We start from the raw sequence: 17779 nt of genomic DNA, 5'->3' as shown, positions 1-17779 counted from the left end.
GCGATGAACAAGCATGACGAATACGACGTGGCGGAACCTTCCCGACGTCGGTTGTTAAAAGGGGTAGGGGCGCTGGGTGGCGCGTTTGCCCTGGCGGGAGGCTGTCCGGTGGCGCATGCGGCAAAACCGCAAAGCGCCCCTGGCACGCTCTCCCCGGATGCGCGTATGGAAACGCAGCCGTTTTATGGTGAGCACCAGGCGGGGATCCTGACGCCGCAGCAGGCCTCGATGATGCTGGTGGCTTTCGATTCGCTGGCGAGTGATAAAGCCGACCTTGAGCGTCTGTTCAGGCTGTTGACCACGCGTATTGCCTTCCTCACCGCCGGCGGTCCCGCACCGGAAACACCGAATCCGCGCCTGCCGCCGATGGATTCCGGCATCCTCGGCGCGTTTATCGCTCCCGATAATCTGACCATCACCGTGTCGGTGGGGGAATCGCTGTTTGATGATCGCTACGGACTGGCGAAGCAGAAGCCGAAAGCGCTGCAAAAAATGACGCGATTCCCGAATGATTCTCTCGACGCGGCGCTGTGCCACGGCGATCTGCTGTTGCAGATCTGCGCTAATACCCAGGATACGGTGATCCATGCCCTGCGCGATATTATCAAGCACACCCCGGATCTGCTGAGCGTGCGCTGGAAGCGGGAAGGTTTTATCTCTGACCACGCCGCGCGCAGTAAAGGGAAAGAGACGCCGGTCAACCTGCTGGGCTTCAAAGACGGCACCGCCAACCCGGACAGCAGCAATACCGCGTTGATGAAGAACGTGGTATGGGTGACGGCGGATCAGGGCGAACCGGCCTGGGCGGTCGGAGGCACCTATCAGGCGGTGCGTATCATTCAGTTCCACGTGGAGTTCTGGGACCGCACGCCGCTGAAAGAGCAGCAAACTATCTTCGGTCGCGATAAGCAAACCGGCGCACCGCTCGGCATGAAGCACGAGCACGATGAACCCGACTACGCCCGCGATCCGAACGGGGATGTCATCGCGCTGGACAGCCATATTCGCCTCGCCAATCCTCGCACCAAAGAGACGCAATCCAGCCTGATGATGCGCAGGGGCTACAGCTACTCGCTGGGGGTGACCAACTCCGGTCAGCTTGATATGGGACTGCTGTTTGTCTGCTATCAGCACGATCTGGAGAAGGGATTCCTCACCGTGCAGAAGCGGCTCAACGGCGAAGCGCTGGAGGAATATATTAAGCCCATCGGCGGCGGCTATTTCTTTGCCCTGCCCGGCGCGCGTGACGCGAACGCCTGGCTCGCTCAGGGTCTGATAGAAGCCTGATAATCGTCCCTGCGACAGTTCGCGGGGACATTATTTTTTCGAAGGACTATCTTATTGTTATATTTCTGTAATATTTCTATATAAGACTGATTTTCCATGTAGGGGCAGTCCTAAAGTTGCATTCAGGTAAAATAAATGTTGCATTTATGATAATTCCTGATGTACTTAAGAGAAGACAGCGGTAGTTCCCGGCAGTGATGCTAACTCACTATGGAGATCGCGAATGGTTGCGTCCTGTACTGGACAAGGTAAACACATCAACCGCAGTACCCGGCGCGGAGGCTCAGACTCCGGCAGCGATTTCTTCACCACCAAATTCTCTCCTTCACCTCAAGAACCTTTTTCTACCGACGTGCATAACGGTGCGCGTAGCCGTTGTATATCGTCATCCGGTAATGCAAGCAATGGCTTACAAGGAAGCCAACCCTCTGATGTTCGTGCGCATAATCGTGCCGATGCTGGCGCGTGTGATGAATACCAACAACTCAAGGTGCTATCCATGGGAAGACAGAAAGCAGTGATCAAAGCTCGTCGTGAAGCAAAACGTGTGCTGAGACGGGATTCACGTAGCCATAAGCAGCGTGAAGAAGAATCGGTCACCTCGCTTGTGCAGATGAGCGGCGTAGAATCCATTGGCATGGCGCGGGACAGCCGCGATGCATCGCCAATTGTGGCGCGGAATGAAGCTCAGGCGCACTACCTGAATGCTATCGAGAGTAAACAGCTCATCTTTGCAACCGGGGAAGCCGGATGCGGGAAAACCTGGATCAGCGCCGCCAAAGCGGCGGAGGCGCTGATTCATAAGGACGTGGAAAGGATCATCGTTACCCGTCCGGTACTGCAAGCGGATGAAGATCTGGGCTTCCTGCCCGGCGATATTTCCGAGAAGTTTGCCCCGTACTTCAGGCCCGTCTATGACGTGCTGGTGAAGCGGTTGGGCGCTTCCTTTATGCAGTACTGCCTGCGACCAGAGATTGGCAAGGTGGAAATCGCGCCGTTCGCCTATATGCGCGGACGTACATTTGAAAATGCGGTCGTTATTCTTGACGAGGCTCAGAACGTGACCGCTGCGCAAATGAAGATGTTTTTAACGCGCCTCGGGGAGAACGTGACGGTTATCGTCAACGGCGATATTACCCAGTGTGACCTGCCGTCGGGCGTGAAGTCCGGCCTGAGCGATGCCATGTCACGTTTTGAGGAAGATGAGATGATAGGGGTGGTCCGCTTCACAAAAGAGGACTGCGTCCGCTCAGCGCTGTGCCAACGAACTCTGGAAGTGTACTCCGACTAAGATCATTTCACATTTTAAGTCATTTCTTCCCGGCGTTATGCCGGGAAGCTTCCTTTATTCCCTCTGCACGCGTGGCTTTTTTAAATCATATTTATTTCCTATAGCATTCAACGGGATTTACGCCCCGTTTTGCGGTAATAATAATATTACTGTTAATTTGCTGTGAACGCTTTTTATACAGGTCACGGAAATGTGATATGTATTTATAATACCCACAAAATATCTATGAATATAATGATCATGCTAATTATTGGTTTAAAATTAAACGTGAATGTTGTCACAGAACATGACTAAGCAGTAAAAATTAAGTTGGTGTCTTTTGGGTAATTATCTATGTTTCGTACTTGTTCAGACAAAATTCTAAAAAGAAACTCGCCAGGGGATCGTTTCCTCTGGAACATCACGCTAAGGGTCATACATGAACGAACTGGTTAGTGCAATTAATGGTGTTATCTGGAGCCCGGCGTTAATATTTTTATGTCTGGGTGTCGGCCTCTATTTCTCGCTGCGTAGTCGCTTTCTGCAATTACGGCATATAAAACTTATGATTACCCTGATGTTTCAGGGGCGTCCTACCGAGGCAGGCGTGTCGTCGTTTCAGGCGCTGACGATGACGCTGGCGGGCCGCGTGGGGACAGGGAATATTGCCGGTGTAGCGACCGCCATTACCTTTGGTGGACCCGGTGCGCTTTTCTGGATGTGGATCGTGGCATTTTTGGGGGCGAGCTCTGCTTTTGTCGAATCCACGTTAGGGCAGGTTTATAAAGAGAAAATTAACGGCGAATATCGTGGTGGTCCTGCCTTTTATATTGAGAAAGGGTTAGGCGTGAAGTGGTACGCATGGTTATTTGCCATCGTAACGATTTTCTCCTGCGGATTATTACTGCCAGGTGTGCAGGCAAACTCTATTGGTGCGAGCCTGGATATTGCCTTTGGTCTGAGCCCAAATGTCACGGCGGCGTTACTTGCTGTGCTGTTGAGTTTTATTATTTTTGGTGGCGTAAAAAGGATTGCCAGCTTTAGCAGCATGGTGGTTCCGTTTATGGCGCTCGGCTATATTATTGTGGCGTGCGTGATTATCGCTATCAATATTGATCAGCTTCCTTCAGTTATATTGCTGATCTGGAAAAGTGCTTTTGGCCTTGAAGCTGGGTTTGGCGCTATTCTGGGCCAGGCCATCATGTGGGGCGTGAAGCGTGGCGTCTATTCCAACGAGGCGGCGCAGGGTACCGGGCCACATGCCTCCTCGGCGGCGGCCGTAAGCCATCCGGTGAAACAGGGGCTGGTTCAGGCGTTCTCCGTGTACATCGACACGCTGTTTGTCTGCTCCGCGACCGGGTTTATGCTGTTGATCACCGGGCTGTATAACGTGCAGGGCGTCGACGGCGCAGCGCTCTATACCGGAATAGCGGGCGTGGCCGCAGGACCGGGATATGTCCAGACGGCAATGGAAAGTATGATGCCGGGCTTCGGTAATTATTTTGTTGCCATCGCGCTGTTCTTCTTTGCCTTCACCACGATCATTGCTTACTACTACATCGCTGAAACGAATATCGCCTACATCAACCGTAAGATTCATCGCCCGTGGCTGACGTTCCTGCTCAAGCTGTGTCTGATGGCTTCGACGGTATATGGCACGGTACGCACCGCGGATCTGGCCTGGGGATTAGGGGATATCGGCGTAGGGCTGATGGCATGGCTCAACATTATTGCCATCGTTCTGTTGCATAAAAAAGCGTTTGCCAGCCTGAAGGATTATGAAATCCAGAATGCACAGGGGTTGGATCCACACTTTGACCCGGTTCGGCTGGGGATTAAAAATGCGGATTACTGGCTGGAGGAGCGTAAGGATGAAGCGGGTTTGAATATTGGCCAGAGACTTGCTCCCGAGGGAAAGCAACCGGCTGGAAAGCTGAATAGCTGAGGAATGGTTGAGACAGGCCCGTGCTTTTGTACGGGCTTTTTTTTGTAGGTGAGGCAGCTCGTGTCGCACCGGGGGGGATTGACTCGCTTCGCTCGCCCTGCGGGCAGCCTGTTCGCTATGCTCTCAGTCTGTCCAACTGGCTGCCGCCAGTTGTCGAACCCCAGTCGGGGGTTCTCATCCCCCCCTTTTCGGAGAATATAAAAGAAAAAAGCCCGTACTTTCGTACGAGCTCTCATCTTAAATATGGCGGTGAGGGGGGGATTCGAACCCCCGATACGTTGCCGTATACACACTTTCCAGGCGTGCTCCTTCAGCCACTCGGACACCTCACCATATTGTTTTGCTGCCTGACCGCTTGGGGGGCAACGGGGCGCTACTATAGGGAGTTGCGCTAAAACGGTCAAGCAGATTTTCAGCATTCGTGCTTGTTCGGTTAAGCCTTAATCAGCTTATGTCGCAGCGCGCAGGATTAACGCTGCGAATCGAGCACTTCGCTATTTTTCACCACGTCCTGCGCTTTGCTGTAGCTTTCGATCAGCAGCTGGTAGGCCGGGAAGATGTGTGTGTACACCTCAGCCCATTCACCCGCATCTTCACGGTTCCACGTGCGCTGAATTTCGGAAGCAACAGCAGCCGTGTCCATCGGCACCACGCCTGCCTGCACTACGCGCGCCAGGGTGATCTCCTGCGCCATTTTGCTGTAGGTGCCGGAGGCATCAATCACCGCAAACACTTTATATCCGTCCGCCACCGCGCTGATGGACGGGAAGGCCATGCAGACGCTGGTGATCGTCCCCGCGATAATCAGCGTTTTGCGCCCGGTGGCTTTCACCGCCGCCACGAACTCCGGGTTATCCCAGGCGTTGATCTCACCCTTGCGTGCCACATACTGTGCGTGCGGCGCGTTGGCGTGGATCTCCGGGATAAGCGGGCCGTTCGGTCCCTGTGGAACCGACGCCGTGGTGATCACCGGGATCTTCGCCAGCGAGGCGATTTTTGCCAGCGCTGCTGCACGGGCGCGCAGCTCAGGCATTGGCATGTCTCCTACGGTCTGGAACAGCCCGCTCTGGTGATCGATAAGCAGCATAACGGCATCGTTTACGTCAATAACGGGACGTGCACCGTTGAAGTTTGCAGGGGTAGACATAATGCGCTCCTTATTACGTTTAGATTTGGCCAAAGCGGCCGGAGTTGAAATCGCGAATAGCCTCGGCAATTTCGGTTTTACTGTTCATCACAAACGGGCCATAGCCCACGATGGGTTCATTCAGCGGCTCCCCAGCCATCAGCAGCACTTTGGCATCGCTGCTGGCTTCGAAATGCAGTTTGTCACCGCTCTGACTCAGCACGACCAGTTGCGCCTCACCGGCAGGCGTGGTGCCGTTCACCGTCACGCTGCCTTCAACGACAACCAGCGCCGTGCTCCAGCCTTCGGGCTGATTGAGCGTCAGATGGCTACCCTGGCGCAGCGCGAGATCCCACACGTTCAGCGGTGAGAAGGTATGCGCCGGGCCGGTTACCTCTCCAAAACGGCCAGCAATCACGCGCAATGTTCCGCTGTTATCCGGCAGGGTGACCACCGGGATATCCGACTGAGTGATGCTCTGGTAGCCAGGCGTCGCCATTTTGTCTTTGGCGGGCAGGTTGACCCACAGCTGCATCATTTTCAGTTCACCGCCTTTCTGCGAAAACGCGCTGGAGTGGAACTCCTCGTGCAAAATGCCTGCGCCTGCCGTCATCCACTGCACGTCGCCTGGGCCAATAACGCCGCCTCTGCCGGTGGAATCACGGTGCTCCACTTCGCCTGAGTAGACGATGGTCACCGTTTCAAAACCGCGATGAGGGTGCTCGCCCACGCCGCGTTTCGCGCCGTCCCCCGGGAAGGTATGCGGTCCGGCGTAGTCCAGCAGCAGGAACGGGCTCAGGGGCTCGCCGTGCGTCTGGTAAGAAAACATCGAACGAACCGGAAAACCGTCACCGACCCAGTGCGGACGAGGTGCGGTATACACGCCTGTTACGTTTTTCATGATTAACTCCTGATGTCCTGTTGATGGAATTAGCTTATATTCAGGGTTAATATCCCAGTAGATAGCAAAAATGACATACACTGTTCCTTAAATGGAACAATGGAGGCGTATGCAGGATCTCAATGATTTCGTATGGTTTGTGAAGGTGGTGGAGCATGGTGGCTTTGCGGCGGCGGGTCGGGCGCTCGATCAGCCTAAGTCGAAACTGAGCCGTAGGATTGCGCAGCTGGAAGAACGCCTGGGCGTTCGGTTGATCCAACGTACCACGCGGCAGTTTGCGGTGACGGAGGTGGGGCAGACGTTCTATCAGCACTGTAAAGCCATGCTGGTGGAAGCTGAAGCTGCGGAGGAGGCGGTGGCTGCTTTACAGGCTGAGCCGCGCGGTATGGTCCGGATCACCTGTCCTGTCACCTTGCTGCACGTTCACGTGGGGCCCATGCTGGCACGGTTTATGGCGCGCTATCCGGGGATCAACCTCCAGCTTGAAGCCACCAACCGCCGGGTCGATCTGGTGGCGGAGGGGGTGGATGTGGCAATCCGCGTTCGTCCTCGTCCGTTTGATGACAGCGATTTAGTATTAAGGGTGCTGGCGGACAGGGGTCACTGTCTGGTTGCCGGACCGGCACTGATTGAACGGATGGGCAACCCGGCGATGCCCTCTGAACTCAGCGAGTGGCCGGGGTTAAGTATGGGGGCGGGCAAGCACCTGCATAAGTGGGAGTTGAGCGGGCCGGAGGGCGCAAAGGCAGAAATTCACTTCACGCCGCGCCTGGTGACTACCGACATGCTGGCGCTGCGGGAGGCGGCGATGGCGGGCGTGGGCGTGGTACAGCTGCCCATTTTGATGGTGAAGGATCAGCTGGCTTCAGGTGAACTTGTTCGGGTGTTGAATGCCTGGGAACCCAGACGGGAAGTGATCCACGCGGTGTATCCATCCCGGCGCGGCCTGCTGCCGTCGGTCAGGACGCTGGTGGATTTTCTCACCGAAGAGTACGCAAAGATGGTTGAAGACTAGCTTTTTGTAGGTCGGGTAAGCGTAGCGCCACCCGACATAAAGAACGCAGGGAGCGAATCTCCTTGCGGAGAATATAAAAGAAAAAAGCCCGTACTTTCGTACGAGCTCTTGTCTTGAATATGGCGGTGAGGGGGGGATTCGAACCCCCGATACGTTGCCGTATACACACTTTCCAGGCGTGCTCCTTCAGCCACTCGGACACCTCACCATATTGTCATCCCGTTGTTGTCGGGACGGGCGCTAATGTAAGGAAAAGCCGTACTGCCGTCAACCCACTTTTTCAGTAATTTAGCGTGTTTAGACAAACTTCAGGCAACCTGATTCCGAAATGTGCGAAATACGCCTCTTTTATCAGCAACGCGGTTTAGCGATAAATTTGTTATGCTGGCAAGCCAGTTGAAAATGAAAATAAAACAGCGCAATAAAAGGCAATGACTATGGATATTATCTTCTATCACCCCACTTTTGATACGGCTTACTGGATTAACGCGCTCACGGCGGCACTGCCTGGCGCACGCGTTCGCGAATGGAAACAGGGCGATAATGAACATGCTGACTACGCGCTGGTCTGGCATCCCCCGGTCGAAATGCTTCAGGGACGCCGTTTGAAGGCGGTGTTTGCTCTTGGTGCGGGTGTGGATTCCATTCTCAGTAAGCTGAAGGCACACCCTGAAATGCTGCCGGAGGATATTCCCCTGTTTCGTCTGGAAGATACCGGTATGGGGCAGCAGATGCAGGAATATGCCGTGAGCCAGGTGCTGCACTGGTTCCGCCGTTTCGACGATTATCAGGCGTTTAAACAGCAATCCCACTGGGAACCGCTTCCGGATTATCAGTATGAAGATTTCACCATCGGCATCCTCGGCGCGGGTGTACTGGGTTCGAAAGTCGCCGAAGCGCTCGCGCCGTGGGGCTTCCCACTGCGCTGCTGGAGCCGGAGCCGTAAGGATTATCCAGGCGTCGAGAGCTTTGCCGGAACGGACGAACTCCCGGCGTTCCTGAAAGGGACTCGCGTCCTTATTAACCTGCTGCCGAATACGGCGGAAACGGTCGGCATTATCAATGGCACGCTCCTCAACCAGTTGGCAGAAGACAGCTACTTAATGAACCTGGCGCGCGGGGTACACGTTGTCGAAGACGATCTGCTGAAAGCGCTGGATAGCGGTAAACTGAAAGGCGCAATGCTGGATGTGTATAGCCGCGAACCGCTGCCAAAAGACAGCCCGCTCTGGGCACATCCGCGCGTGGCGATGACGCCTCATATTGCGGCCGTGACGCGACCGGCGGAGGCCGTGGCGTACATCTCGCATACCATCAGCGAAATAGAGAAGGGCAACGCGGTGACCGGACAGGTCGACAGACAGCGAGGCTACTGAGAGAAACCCGGCGTTCGCCGGGTTTTTGCTAATATTCGCCGCTGATAACTGCTATCCTTGGGAAAAACCGCAGAGGAGAGAAAGATGTATCCCGTTGACCTGCATATGCACACCGTCGCCAGTACCCACGCTTACAGTAACCTCCATGATTATATCGCTCAGGCGAAGCTGAAAGGCATTAAACTGTTTGCGATAACCGATCACGGTCCGGATATGGCGGATGCGCCGCACTACTGGCATTTTGTGAATATGCGTATCTGGCCACGCCTGGTGGACGGTATCGGGATACTGCGCGGCATCGAAGCGAACATCAAAAATACTGACGGTGAGATTGACTGCACCGGCCCGATGCTGACCTCGTTAGATCTGATCCTCGCCGGCTTCCACGAGCCGGTCTTTGCGCCCCAGGATAAAGAGACCAACACCGCAGCGATGATTGCCACTATTGCCAGCGGCAACGTGCACATTATCAGCCACCCGGGAAATCCGAAATACCCGATTGATATTCAGGCCGTGGCGCAGGCGGCAGCGAAGCACCGCGTGGCGCTGGAGATTAACAACTCCTCCTTTGTTCACTCGCGTAAGGGCAGTGAAGCCAACTGCCGCGAAGTGGCGGCGGCCGTGCGTGACGCGGGCGGCATGGTGGCGCTGGGCTCTGATTCACACACGGCCTTCACGCTGGGTGATTTCAGCGAGTGCCTGAAAATATTGCGGGACGTGAATTTCCCGGAAGAACAGATCCTGAACGTCACGCCGCGTCGTATGCTCGACTTCCTTGAGTCGCGCGGCATGGCGCCGATTGATGAATTTGCCGATCTTTAATTAATAACGGAATAAAAACATGAATGAGTTTTCCATCCTTTGCCGCGTGCTGGGCACCTTATATTACCGCCAGCCGCAGGATCCGCTGCTGGTTCCGCTGTTTACCCTGATTCGTGAAGGTAAACTGGCGCAGAGCTGGCCGCTGGAACAGGATGAGTTGCTGGAACGCTTGCAAAAAAGCTGTGATATGCAGCAGATTTCAACGGATTACAACGCGCTGTTTGTGGGGGAAGAGTGTCGCGTGTCGCCGTATCGTTCTGCCTGGCAGGAAGGTACGACCGAAGCGGAAGTTCGGGCGTTTCTGTCAGAACGCGGCATGCCGCTGACGGATATGCCTGCCGATCATATCGGTACCCTGCTGCTGGCGGCCTCCTGGATTGAAGATAATGCAGGTGATGATGAGAACGAGGCGATTGAAACCCTGTTCGAAACGTATTTGCTTCCGTGGGTTGGCACCTTCCTGGGTAAAGTTGAAGCCCACGCCACCTCGCCGTTCTGGAGAACGCTGGCTCCGCTGACGCGTGACGCCATCGCTGCCATGTGGGACGAGCTGGAAGAAGAGAACGAAGAGTGATTTGAATCACAAAAATCCTGCAACGATACATTTCAACTTGCACGTAATGTGCTTCTGATCTCATTTCTATGGTGCGCATCTGCTAAGATGCGCACCATGAACATACTACTTTGTATTGCAATCACGACTGGCATCCTCTCCGGCCTCTGGGGGTGGGTGGCTGTCTCTCTCGGCTTGTTGAGCTGGGCTGGTTTTCTTGGCTGCACGGCCTATTTCGCCTGCCCGCGGGGTGGTCTCAAAGGGCTCTTCATCTCCGGCTGTACTCTGATGAGCGGTGTGATTTGGGCGCTGGTCATTATGAAAGGCAGCGCGCTGGCGCCGCATGTGGAAATCCTGGGGTACGTCATGACCGGTATGGTGGCCTTCCTGATGTGCATTCAGGCAAAACATCTGCTGCTGTCCTTTGTGCCCGGCACGTTCATGGGTGCCTGTGCGACCTTTGCAGGGCAGGGGGACTGGAAGCTGGTGGTCCCTTCGCTCATGCTGGGATTACTGTTTGGCTACGCCATGAAGAACAGCGGTCTCTGGCTTGCGGCCCGGCGCGAGAAGAGCCAGAGCGTTCCTGCGGTAAGCAAATAAAAAAAAGGCGAGACGGAAATCTCGCCTTTTTTATGCGCCGCCGATTATGACTCTGGCGGCACCGACATCTCTCGGTATTTCACCAGCACCGCATTACTCACATCACTTTTATTCTGAAGATCCCACAAGCCGCGATCGATACCGTCATTAATCAGGAAAATCACGCCGGTTTCGATGGCCGACATCAGACACAGCATGACCGGCTCGTTAGAGGTATAGCCAATTTCACCTTCCAGCAGACGCTGGTAGTCGATAAAGCGGAATACCCCGGCCTGCACTTCATAAGAGAGAATCGTTTTGCTGGTGGTCACGGAGGATAATATCTCACCCGTGCTCACGTTAACCACGCGCAGGTTGACGGCAATCTGATCCAGCTGATACTGCGTGTCGGCCCCGATGCCAAAGTAACGCGCACCCGCGCCGCCCGATTTCACGTTACTTTCGTAGCCGATAATCGAGCCTTCCACCATGATATTGGCTGCGGTGAGAGACTGTAGCGGCATGCGGTTATTGACGCCAACGGTACCATTCTCCTGCGCGGCACGAATGATTTTTCGTTCGTTAAGCAGGTTTTGCAGCCCCTGACGTTCCAGCGGGATAAACCAGCGAGAATCTTTCAGGGCGGTGACCAGCATCGCGGTGGCGCTCTGCGGTACGGCCGTCGAGAAGTTACTGGCCGGATACGGTTTGAACTGGCCCGTCTCATCCTGAATGTTATAGACCGAGACGAATATCTTCCCGGTAGGGACCGGCAGATGCGTCAGATCCCGGTAGCTCTGGGCACGAGGCATCAGGGTGGGTTTAGCGGCTTCTTTTGGCGGGGCAGTTAAACAACCGCTTAATAAGCACACTGCAACTAAAATAAAAAAGCGCTGCATAATAATTGTCCTTATTTCGGGGTTGTTTAGAAATCAGTTGAACTGGTCTGCAAACCGGAAACCTGGATTGTCGACGTTTTACCGGTTTTTCGGTCTGTCACATTTAACTGAAGCTGCCCGTCTTTATTGGCAATATCGACGATAAAGTCGTTAGTGACCATCCGGCCGGGTTTTCCGGTATTGATGTTGGTTAATAAGCCACCTAATATTTGCGACTGGATGGCCTGAGTGAAATTATCCAGGGCCGACGGGGTCTCGATACCGAAATCATCGTCATAGCTGGGGTCTTTATAAGAGTTTTGAGCCTGAGCCTGGTTAAGCATAAAGGCTCCGTTATTCGGGTTGCCGCCAAAATTAGGGTTGCGGAACTGGAATGTCATATTTCCGGCCCAGCTCAACGGCGCAATGAGCATTAACGAAATCACTGTGTGTGCGAGACGCATTACAGCCTCCGAAATAGGTGTCGTTGCTAGAACTCATCTTTTGCTAAATCGCCTGTGCTCAAAAGGGCTTTGTCTAACTGTAGGCGGTTAATAGCTTCTTCTGTTTGTGCCAGCGCGAAAGCGACGTTCTGATCGAAGTCTCTTTTCGTTGGGAATAAAAAAGTCTGGTAAATAACGTCCTGATTAGCGGTTATTGTGATCCAGCTTCCCCACCGCGCACTGGGCCGTTCGTTGATGGTTAAGTTACCCGGATAATCGCTTTCCCACTTATCGCTGAAGGCACGATAAAAATCGTGTCCGACAGAGGTGACGGTGTGATCGGTCAACAGTCCGGGAACTTCCACCTCAACAGCCTGAAGGTTTCCGGCAGCAAGCATAATGCCTGCGGCGGCAATCCAACTTAGGGTGCGTTTCATGCTATTAACGCCTGAGGTTATCGTTTGCCCACGACACCGCCTGCGTGCGATTTTTAACAGCTATCTTTTTGAAAAGATTATAAAGATGCGTCTTAACCGTATTTTCGCTGATAAATAACGAACGGGCGATTTCAATATTTGAAGCACCAATACGCAGTTTGTTCAGGATCTCTTTCTCACGGTGCGTCAGAAGTGCAGATTCTGAACTGTTATAGCGATAATTTCCGGAGTGGGTAATGAGGTAGCTGGCCAGTTTTTGCGAGAAATAACACTCCCCCCGCAATATGCCCTGCAAACCCTCCACGACACGGTTTTCTTCTTCAGTGACGTAAAACACGCCGTTAATATGCGGCCAGCTCTCAATATCGCGGAAAGGATACTCATCAGGCGTATTTAATAACAATACGCGGATATTATTGTTTTTCCTGCTTAAATTATCCTGCCAGTAATGGACCAGTTTTTTATCCGCTTCCATCATATCGAGAAGAATGATGCTGCCAGGAGCGATATCATCAAAAGAACGTTGAATATTATGCAGTTTCCCGTTAAGCGAGAGGCATTGTTTTAAATGCTGCAATAACGCTGTCGCTTGTAAGGAAGGTTTTGTGATCAACAATAATGTATGACCGGGTAAGCTATGGACTTCATTAAACATGATGAAACCCCACGTTATTTATGACACCCGGCAGCTGCCCTCGTATTATTGAAAAGGGCACCAGAAGTACTGACAGGTGTGGCACTGCTGTGTGTAGTTAAAAAACCTTCCTCCAAAGGAGGCGGTAAAATTAAAAACAAATAACGTACTGCTGTTTTCAATCTAGCTATTGCAAACTTTAAAGCAAGTGTTAATCATGTAACAGAATGTAAAATTCGATATTAAGTTGTGTATTTTGCAGGGCGAATAGATTTTAAGATAAGGGGGAAGTTGTACAGGTGTATAAACGTGCACAGATTTTGAAAGTCATACAATATATTATAACGGATTGAATTGTTGGGCTTTTAATTATTGTAAGCCAGCCGGTAAAAAGTATGAACTCAGCTAAAAAGTTAAGACTTCTCTAAGCCGGAGAATTTTCTTAAGAAAACTTGCTTCGTGTCACGCACCTGGCAAAAGACATTGCCATGTTTGTCTGTAGAAGCCGGTACAGGTTGGACAGCCTGTCTCGCTGTTGTCCAGGCGCACAGACAAGAATTTATTTCTGCATTAGTGGTGTGTCGCGTCGTTTCAGGCGAGATTTACGACTTTGAGGTGAATGAGCATATAAAAATAAGGCACACGGGTGAGATATTAAATATGTTTCGGCAGACATACTCTTTTCCGTAACGCGGCGTTAACAAAACGAATCGCGTTAACGGGTAAAGAAATACCTATTTTATAGCCAGGTCCAGGGTGACAGCATGAAAAACAAAATGTTGTTTATGATGTTTACATTACTGGGTGCGCCTGGGTTTGTAATCGCAGGTGATTCAGATTTAGCCAGTTCTGAATATAATTTTGCGATAAATGAATTAAGTAAAGCTTCATACAATCAGGCAGCCATTATTGGTCAACAGGGTTCAGGTAATAATGCTGATGTACGCCAGGGCGGTTCTAAATTGCTGTCCATTATTTCCCAGGAGGGCGGGAATAACCGCGCGCATGTTGATCAGTCAGGGACGTATAACCTTGCTTATATCGATCAGACCGGTAACGGCAACGATGCGAGTATTAAGCAGGGCGCTTTTGGCAACACCGCCATGATTATCCAGAAAGGCTCGGGTAACAGGGCGAATATAACGCAGTATGGTACGCAGAAAACAGCAGTTGTAGTACAGAGACAGTCGCAAATGGCTATTCGCGTTATTCAACGCTAGCGATGTGTGACGCCTTAATCAATCCGATGGGGGTTTACCATGAAACTTTTCAAAGTGGCAGTTATTGCAGCAATCGTAGTTTCTGGCAGTGCTTTCGCAGGTGCGGTACCACAATTTGGCGGCGGCCACGGAGGTGGCTGGGGTGGCGGCAATAACGGCCCTGACTCAACCCTGAGCATTTACCAGTACGGCGGCGGTAACTCCGCGCTTGCTTTGCAGACGGACGCCCGAGATTCTGAATTGACCATTACCCAGCACGGTGGCGGTAACGGCGCAGATGTTGGTCAGGGCTCTGATGACAGTTCTATCGATCTGCTGCAAAAAGGCTTTGGTAACAGCGCCACCATCGACCAGTGGAATAGCAAAGACTCTGTTATCAACGTGAAACAGTTCGGCGGCGGCAACGGCGCGGCGGTAGACCAGACAGCGTCCGGCTCAACGGTGACTGTGCACCAGGTTGGCTTTGGCAACAACGCGACCGCACATCAGTACTGATTCATTTCTGTACCAAAAAACAGGGCACATGCCCTGTTTTTTTTCGGGAGGATCTCATGAGCACCTTCATTCTCCTTGCCGCGCTTGCCAGCCAGATAACGTTCAGCACCTCACAGCAGGCAAATATGACAACCATTATTCCTCAGGTCACGCTGGCAGACGCCTGCGAATGTCAGGTTGAGGTGTTATCTGTCCGACAGGGGCAAGCGGGACAAAGTACATCGCGGCAGAAAAATACTCTTTTTATACCCGCTAATCAGCCGATTGATTTAACGCGAATCAGTTTAAATATTCGTTCAGGGGATGCGGTAAAAATAATCGTCACCGTTTCCGATGGAAAATCGCTTCATTTATCACAGCAGTGGAACGCACCGGCAAGTACGCTTTAATAATTCATGAAATCAATGATTTAATAAAGTGGCGGCGCTGCACAGGTAAGCTATGCTGATATCAAGAACCTAGTCATCGGGTTGCTTAAATTGATACGTCATAACGGAGCGTTTTTACCCCTCAAGGACGAATTTCATTGAGGAGTACAAATAATGTTCAAATCCGCAGCGTGTATTATTTCTGGTCTGGGACTGATCCTGTCCTCTTTTTTATCTCCGGCTTATTCAGCAACTATAGAAAATGGTGGGGTGATTCATTTTCGTGGCGCGGTGGTCGCTGACCCGTGCGAAGTCACGCCCCGGCATCAGCAGTTTGCGATCTCCTGTCCGGAAAATAACCGTATGAAAACGCATACCATCAGTTATGACGAGGCGCTCCGGGGCCATCATCCTCATTCAGCTCTGGCCGCTGTCAGCATGAAATACCTGAATGAACAGAAAACGCTTGCGGTCGTTCAGGTGGATTACCGCTAACCGACGTTTTTTTCACGGCAGTTTTTCTCCTTCTCCCTCTGCGATACACTGATGAAAAAGGCGGGTTGCAGAGGGTGTTTATGAGACCGCAAATCGACGTTATTCATGGCGATATCACGACGGTACACGTTGACGTGATCGTCAACGCAGCCAATTCCTCCCTGATGGGTGGGGGCGGGGTGGACGGTGCCATTCACCGGGCCGCAGGCCCTCAACTCCTTGAAGCATGCAAAACCGTGCGTCAGCAGCAGGGAGAATGCCCGCCGGGGCATGCTGTTATTACGCTTGCAGGCGATCTCCCGGCCAAAGCGGTGATCCATACCGTTGGACCCGTCTGGCACGGTGGCGACCGCCATGAGGCTGAGATTCTGGAGCAGGCGTATCGTAACTGCCTTCGGCTTGCGGCGGATAACGGGTATAAGACCATGGCGTTCCCCGCCATTAGCACCGGGGTATACGGTTATCCAAAGGAAGCGGCAGCTACAATCGCCGTGAATACCGTTTATCACTACCTTTCCCTCAAACCCATGCCGGAAAAAGTCATTTTTGTCTGTTTCGATGAGCACACCGCCGACCTGTATCAGCGGATTTTGACCGCGCGCAGCCAGGCATTTTGATGTCTGAAGTGCAGAAACGGCGCCCTGGAGGCGCCTTTTTGTTATCCCGCTTTAACCTGAGGTTTGCCTGAGAACAGGAAACGCAAAAGCGGGATCCGCAGATGGATTTCATACAACACGATGGCAATGCCAACTACAAAGACCAGGCCGGTGAAGAAGCCCAGCGCATTCGAGGTGATATGCGGCGTAATGTACGCCCCGAAAAACAGCGTCAGCGGATGGTGAACCAGGTAGATAAACAGCGAAGCATTAACGAAATAGGTGACGCGACTGGATTTAAAATTCAGCAGACGATGGCCAAGGGCGAACACCACGTTAACCATCCACAGGCCCATCAGCATCGTTATCACGCTCTCTGTCTCATACATCCACGCGTCCCCGCTGCCATAGCGCTGATTGAGAAGATAGGCGGCAAAGGCCAGCGCAGCACCCACCGCACACCAGGGGGAGGAGGTGGTAAACAGCGCTTTAAGCCGGGGATGAATAAATGCCAGCGCCCCAATCAGGAAGAAGGGAATGTAGAACAGGGTCTGCATCACCACGAAATTAAACAGCCCATCGCTCAGAATGGGAGGGTAGACAATGAGCAGGGTACGCCTGACGGCGGCATACGCGACCCCCAGCGCAAGAAACAGCAGCGACAGCTTGCCCAGGGTGATGTTGGCGAAGAAGGTCGAGGATGCGGTGTTCGCGCGCTGGCGCAGCTGGCTGAAGATCAACAAACTCACCGTGGTTAGCACCACCAGTACCAGCAGGAACCAGAGGTGGGAAATCAGCTCCCAGACCAGGGTGTTGTATTTCTCATAGAAGGAGAGATTCGGCCAGTTTTCCGCCTTGCCTTTAACATGCTGCAACATGATGAACTGCGGCAGCGTCAGCAGCGGAATGGCCGTCAACATCGGTATGCCCACGCGCTCCACGCGCACTTTCCACCATCGTTTGAGGGGATAGCGCAAGAAGAGCATGTAAGAGAAATAACCGGAAATGACAAAAAATACCTGCATGCGGAAGGCATGGATAAAATCATTAAACAGCGTCAGCCACCAGGAGGGCATCTGGCTGTTCACGTGCCAGGTGTGGCTGGAATAGATCAGTGAAATATGAAAAGGGATCCCCAATAGCATGAGCCATGCGCGGATCGAGTCGAGGAAATATTCACGTTGTACAGGGGTTGTGCTCATATAACTTTGCGCATTCTCAGACTTTTCGCCTTATCCCTAAGGCTCATAATGGTTACATTCGGAGCCAACCCTACACCAAGACCGACACCCTGTCTCCAGGATAAGCACGCAAAGTGAAAAGCGGGTTCTTTCATTTG

20 protein-coding genes and 2 tRNA genes are annotated in these 17779 nt (G+C 52.7%); 13 read left to right on the top strand and 9 right to left on the bottom strand.

All coding sequences use genetic code 11. The features are described 5' to 3' along the window. Positions 1 to 3: 3 nt before the first annotated feature. From efeB to ACOTYH_RS02365, 3 genes are all read left to right on the top strand, one after another. The gene (gene efeB / locus ACOTYH_RS02375) at positions 4 to 1287 is read left to right on the top strand and encodes an iron uptake transporter deferrochelatase/peroxidase subunit (protein ID WP_023296295.1); all 1284 of its coding nucleotides are present in this window, start codon (positions 4 to 6) and stop codon (positions 1285 to 1287) included. Positions 1288 to 1786: 499 nt separating this feature from the next. Next, the gene (phoH, locus tag ACOTYH_RS02370) at positions 1787 to 2578 is read left to right on the top strand and encodes a phosphate starvation-inducible protein PhoH (protein WP_017384762.1); all 792 of its coding nucleotides are present in this window, start codon (positions 1787 to 1789) and stop codon (positions 2576 to 2578) included. A gap of 418 nt (positions 2579 to 2996) precedes the next feature. Continuing rightward, positions 2997 to 4502 (top strand): alanine/glycine:cation symporter family protein, encoded by a 1506-nt coding sequence (locus tag ACOTYH_RS02365; protein WP_017384761.1) that lies wholly within the window; start codon positions 2997 to 2999, stop codon positions 4500 to 4502. A 244-nt stretch (positions 4503 to 4746) separates the two neighbouring features. On the opposite strand, the gene ACOTYH_RS02360 is transcribed toward ACOTYH_RS02365, so the two are convergent. From ACOTYH_RS02360 to ACOTYH_RS02350, 3 genes are all read right to left on the bottom strand, one after another. Next, positions 4747 to 4834: transfer RNA gene (locus ACOTYH_RS02360), tRNA-Ser, on the bottom strand. A gap of 137 nt (positions 4835 to 4971) precedes the next feature. Then, positions 4972 to 5649 (bottom strand): isochorismatase family protein, encoded by a 678-nt coding sequence (locus ACOTYH_RS02355; RefSeq protein ID WP_003858068.1) that lies wholly within the window; start codon positions 5647 to 5649, stop codon positions 4972 to 4974. 19 nt (positions 5650 to 5668) lie between these two features. Next, positions 5669 to 6529 carry a pirin family protein gene (locus tag ACOTYH_RS02350; protein ID WP_063413427.1) on the bottom strand — a complete coding sequence of 287 codons (861 nt, stop codon included), beginning with the start codon at positions 6527 to 6529 and terminating at the stop codon, positions 5669 to 5671. A gap of 109 nt (positions 6530 to 6638) precedes the next feature. Here ACOTYH_RS02350 and ACOTYH_RS02345 point away from each other — a divergent pair, with 109 nt between their 5' ends. Continuing rightward, on the top strand, positions 6639 to 7544 hold the full coding sequence (locus ACOTYH_RS02345; protein ID WP_017384759.1) for a LysR family transcriptional regulator: 906 nt from the start codon (positions 6639 to 6641) through the stop codon (positions 7542 to 7544). A gap of 120 nt (positions 7545 to 7664) precedes the next feature. On the opposite strand, the gene ACOTYH_RS02340 is transcribed toward ACOTYH_RS02345, so the two are convergent. Then, positions 7665 to 7752 (bottom strand) — tRNA-Ser (locus ACOTYH_RS02340). 229 nt (positions 7753 to 7981) lie between these two features. Here ACOTYH_RS02340 and ghrA point away from each other — a divergent pair. The 4 genes from ghrA to ACOTYH_RS02320 all read left to right on the top strand — a co-directional run bounded on the left by ghrA (position 7982) and on the right by ACOTYH_RS02320 (position 10895). After that, positions 7982 to 8920 (top strand): glyoxylate/hydroxypyruvate reductase GhrA, encoded by a 939-nt coding sequence (ghrA, locus tag ACOTYH_RS02335; RefSeq protein ID WP_048247560.1) that lies wholly within the window; start codon positions 7982 to 7984, stop codon positions 8918 to 8920. Positions 8921 to 9004: 84 nt separating this feature from the next. Continuing rightward, a complete protein-coding gene (locus ACOTYH_RS02330; RefSeq protein WP_003858061.1) occupies positions 9005 to 9742 on the top strand; it encodes a phosphatase in 738 nt (245 codons plus the stop codon). A 19-nt stretch (positions 9743 to 9761) separates the two neighbouring features. Continuing rightward, on the top strand, positions 9762 to 10316 hold the full coding sequence (locus ACOTYH_RS02325; RefSeq protein WP_023303414.1) for a TorD/DmsD family molecular chaperone: 555 nt from the start codon (positions 9762 to 9764) through the stop codon (positions 10314 to 10316). 96 nt (positions 10317 to 10412) lie between these two features. Next, the gene (locus ACOTYH_RS02320; protein WP_072204512.1) at positions 10413 to 10895 is read left to right on the top strand and encodes a DUF1097 domain-containing protein; all 483 of its coding nucleotides are present in this window, start codon (positions 10413 to 10415) and stop codon (positions 10893 to 10895) included. Positions 10896 to 10939: 44 nt separating this feature from the next. Here the strand turns inward: ACOTYH_RS02320 and csgG are convergent, their stop codons facing one another. Genes csgG through csgD form a run of 4 tightly spaced genes read right to left on the bottom strand, consistent with a single transcriptional unit; the run spans position 10940 to position 13287 of the window. After that, positions 10940 to 11773 (bottom strand): curli production assembly/transport protein CsgG, encoded by an 834-nt coding sequence (csgG, locus tag ACOTYH_RS02315; protein ID WP_003858055.1) that lies wholly within the window; start codon positions 11771 to 11773, stop codon positions 10940 to 10942. 26 nt (positions 11774 to 11799) lie between these two features. Then, the gene (csgF, locus tag ACOTYH_RS02310; RefSeq protein ID WP_003858054.1) at positions 11800 to 12216 is read right to left on the bottom strand and encodes a curli production assembly/transport protein CsgF; all 417 of its coding nucleotides are present in this window, start codon (positions 12214 to 12216) and stop codon (positions 11800 to 11802) included. Between the two features lie 26 nt (positions 12217 to 12242). Continuing rightward, positions 12243 to 12632 (bottom strand): curli production assembly/transport protein CsgE, encoded by a 390-nt coding sequence (gene csgE, locus ACOTYH_RS02305; RefSeq protein WP_003858052.1) that lies wholly within the window; start codon positions 12630 to 12632, stop codon positions 12243 to 12245. A 4-nt stretch (positions 12633 to 12636) separates the two neighbouring features. Next, entirely contained in the window at positions 12637 to 13287 is a 651-nt protein-coding gene (gene csgD, locus ACOTYH_RS02300) for a biofilm master transcriptional regulator CsgD (RefSeq protein WP_017384754.1), read from the bottom strand. A gap of 743 nt (positions 13288 to 14030) precedes the next feature. Here csgD and csgB point away from each other — a divergent pair. The 5 genes from csgB to ymdB all read left to right on the top strand — a co-directional run bounded on the left by csgB (position 14031) and on the right by ymdB (position 16461). Beyond that, complete coding sequence (csgB, locus tag ACOTYH_RS02295; protein ID WP_017384753.1) at positions 14031 to 14486, top strand: curli minor subunit CsgB; 456 nt, start codon at positions 14031 to 14033, stop codon at positions 14484 to 14486. Positions 14487 to 14525: 39 nt separating this feature from the next. Then, complete coding sequence (csgA, locus tag ACOTYH_RS02290; protein ID WP_003858043.1) at positions 14526 to 14981, top strand: curli major subunit CsgA; 456 nt, start codon at positions 14526 to 14528, stop codon at positions 14979 to 14981. A gap of 56 nt (positions 14982 to 15037) precedes the next feature. Further along, positions 15038 to 15370, top strand: a complete 333-nt coding sequence (gene csgC, locus ACOTYH_RS02285) for a curli assembly chaperone CsgC (protein WP_023296298.1) — start codon at positions 15038 to 15040, stop codon at positions 15368 to 15370. A gap of 153 nt (positions 15371 to 15523) precedes the next feature. Next, on the top strand, positions 15524 to 15844 hold the full coding sequence (locus ACOTYH_RS02280) for a type 1 fimbrial protein (RefSeq protein ID WP_017384751.1): 321 nt from the start codon (positions 15524 to 15526) through the stop codon (positions 15842 to 15844). Positions 15845 to 15924: 80 nt separating this feature from the next. Further along, positions 15925 to 16461 carry an O-acetyl-ADP-ribose deacetylase gene (gene ymdB, locus ACOTYH_RS02275; protein ID WP_015570849.1) on the top strand — a complete coding sequence of 179 codons (537 nt, stop codon included), beginning with the start codon at positions 15925 to 15927 and terminating at the stop codon, positions 16459 to 16461. A gap of 41 nt (positions 16462 to 16502) precedes the next feature. Here ymdB and mdoC read toward each other — a convergent pair whose 3' ends face one another. Further along, on the bottom strand, positions 16503 to 17642 hold the full coding sequence (gene mdoC / locus ACOTYH_RS02270; protein WP_421637531.1) for a glucans biosynthesis protein MdoC: 1140 nt from the start codon (positions 17640 to 17642) through the stop codon (positions 16503 to 16505). Positions 17643 to 17779 lie beyond the last annotated feature (137 nt).

Origin of the sequence: Enterobacter cloacae complex sp. SHL001, assembly GCF_049236825.1 — a bacterium.
Classification (GTDB): domain Bacteria; phylum Pseudomonadota; class Gammaproteobacteria; order Enterobacterales; family Enterobacteriaceae; genus Enterobacter; species Enterobacter hormaechei_C.
Note: the sequence above shows the minus strand (reverse complement) of the source record. Positions and strands in the feature narration are given on the sequence as shown.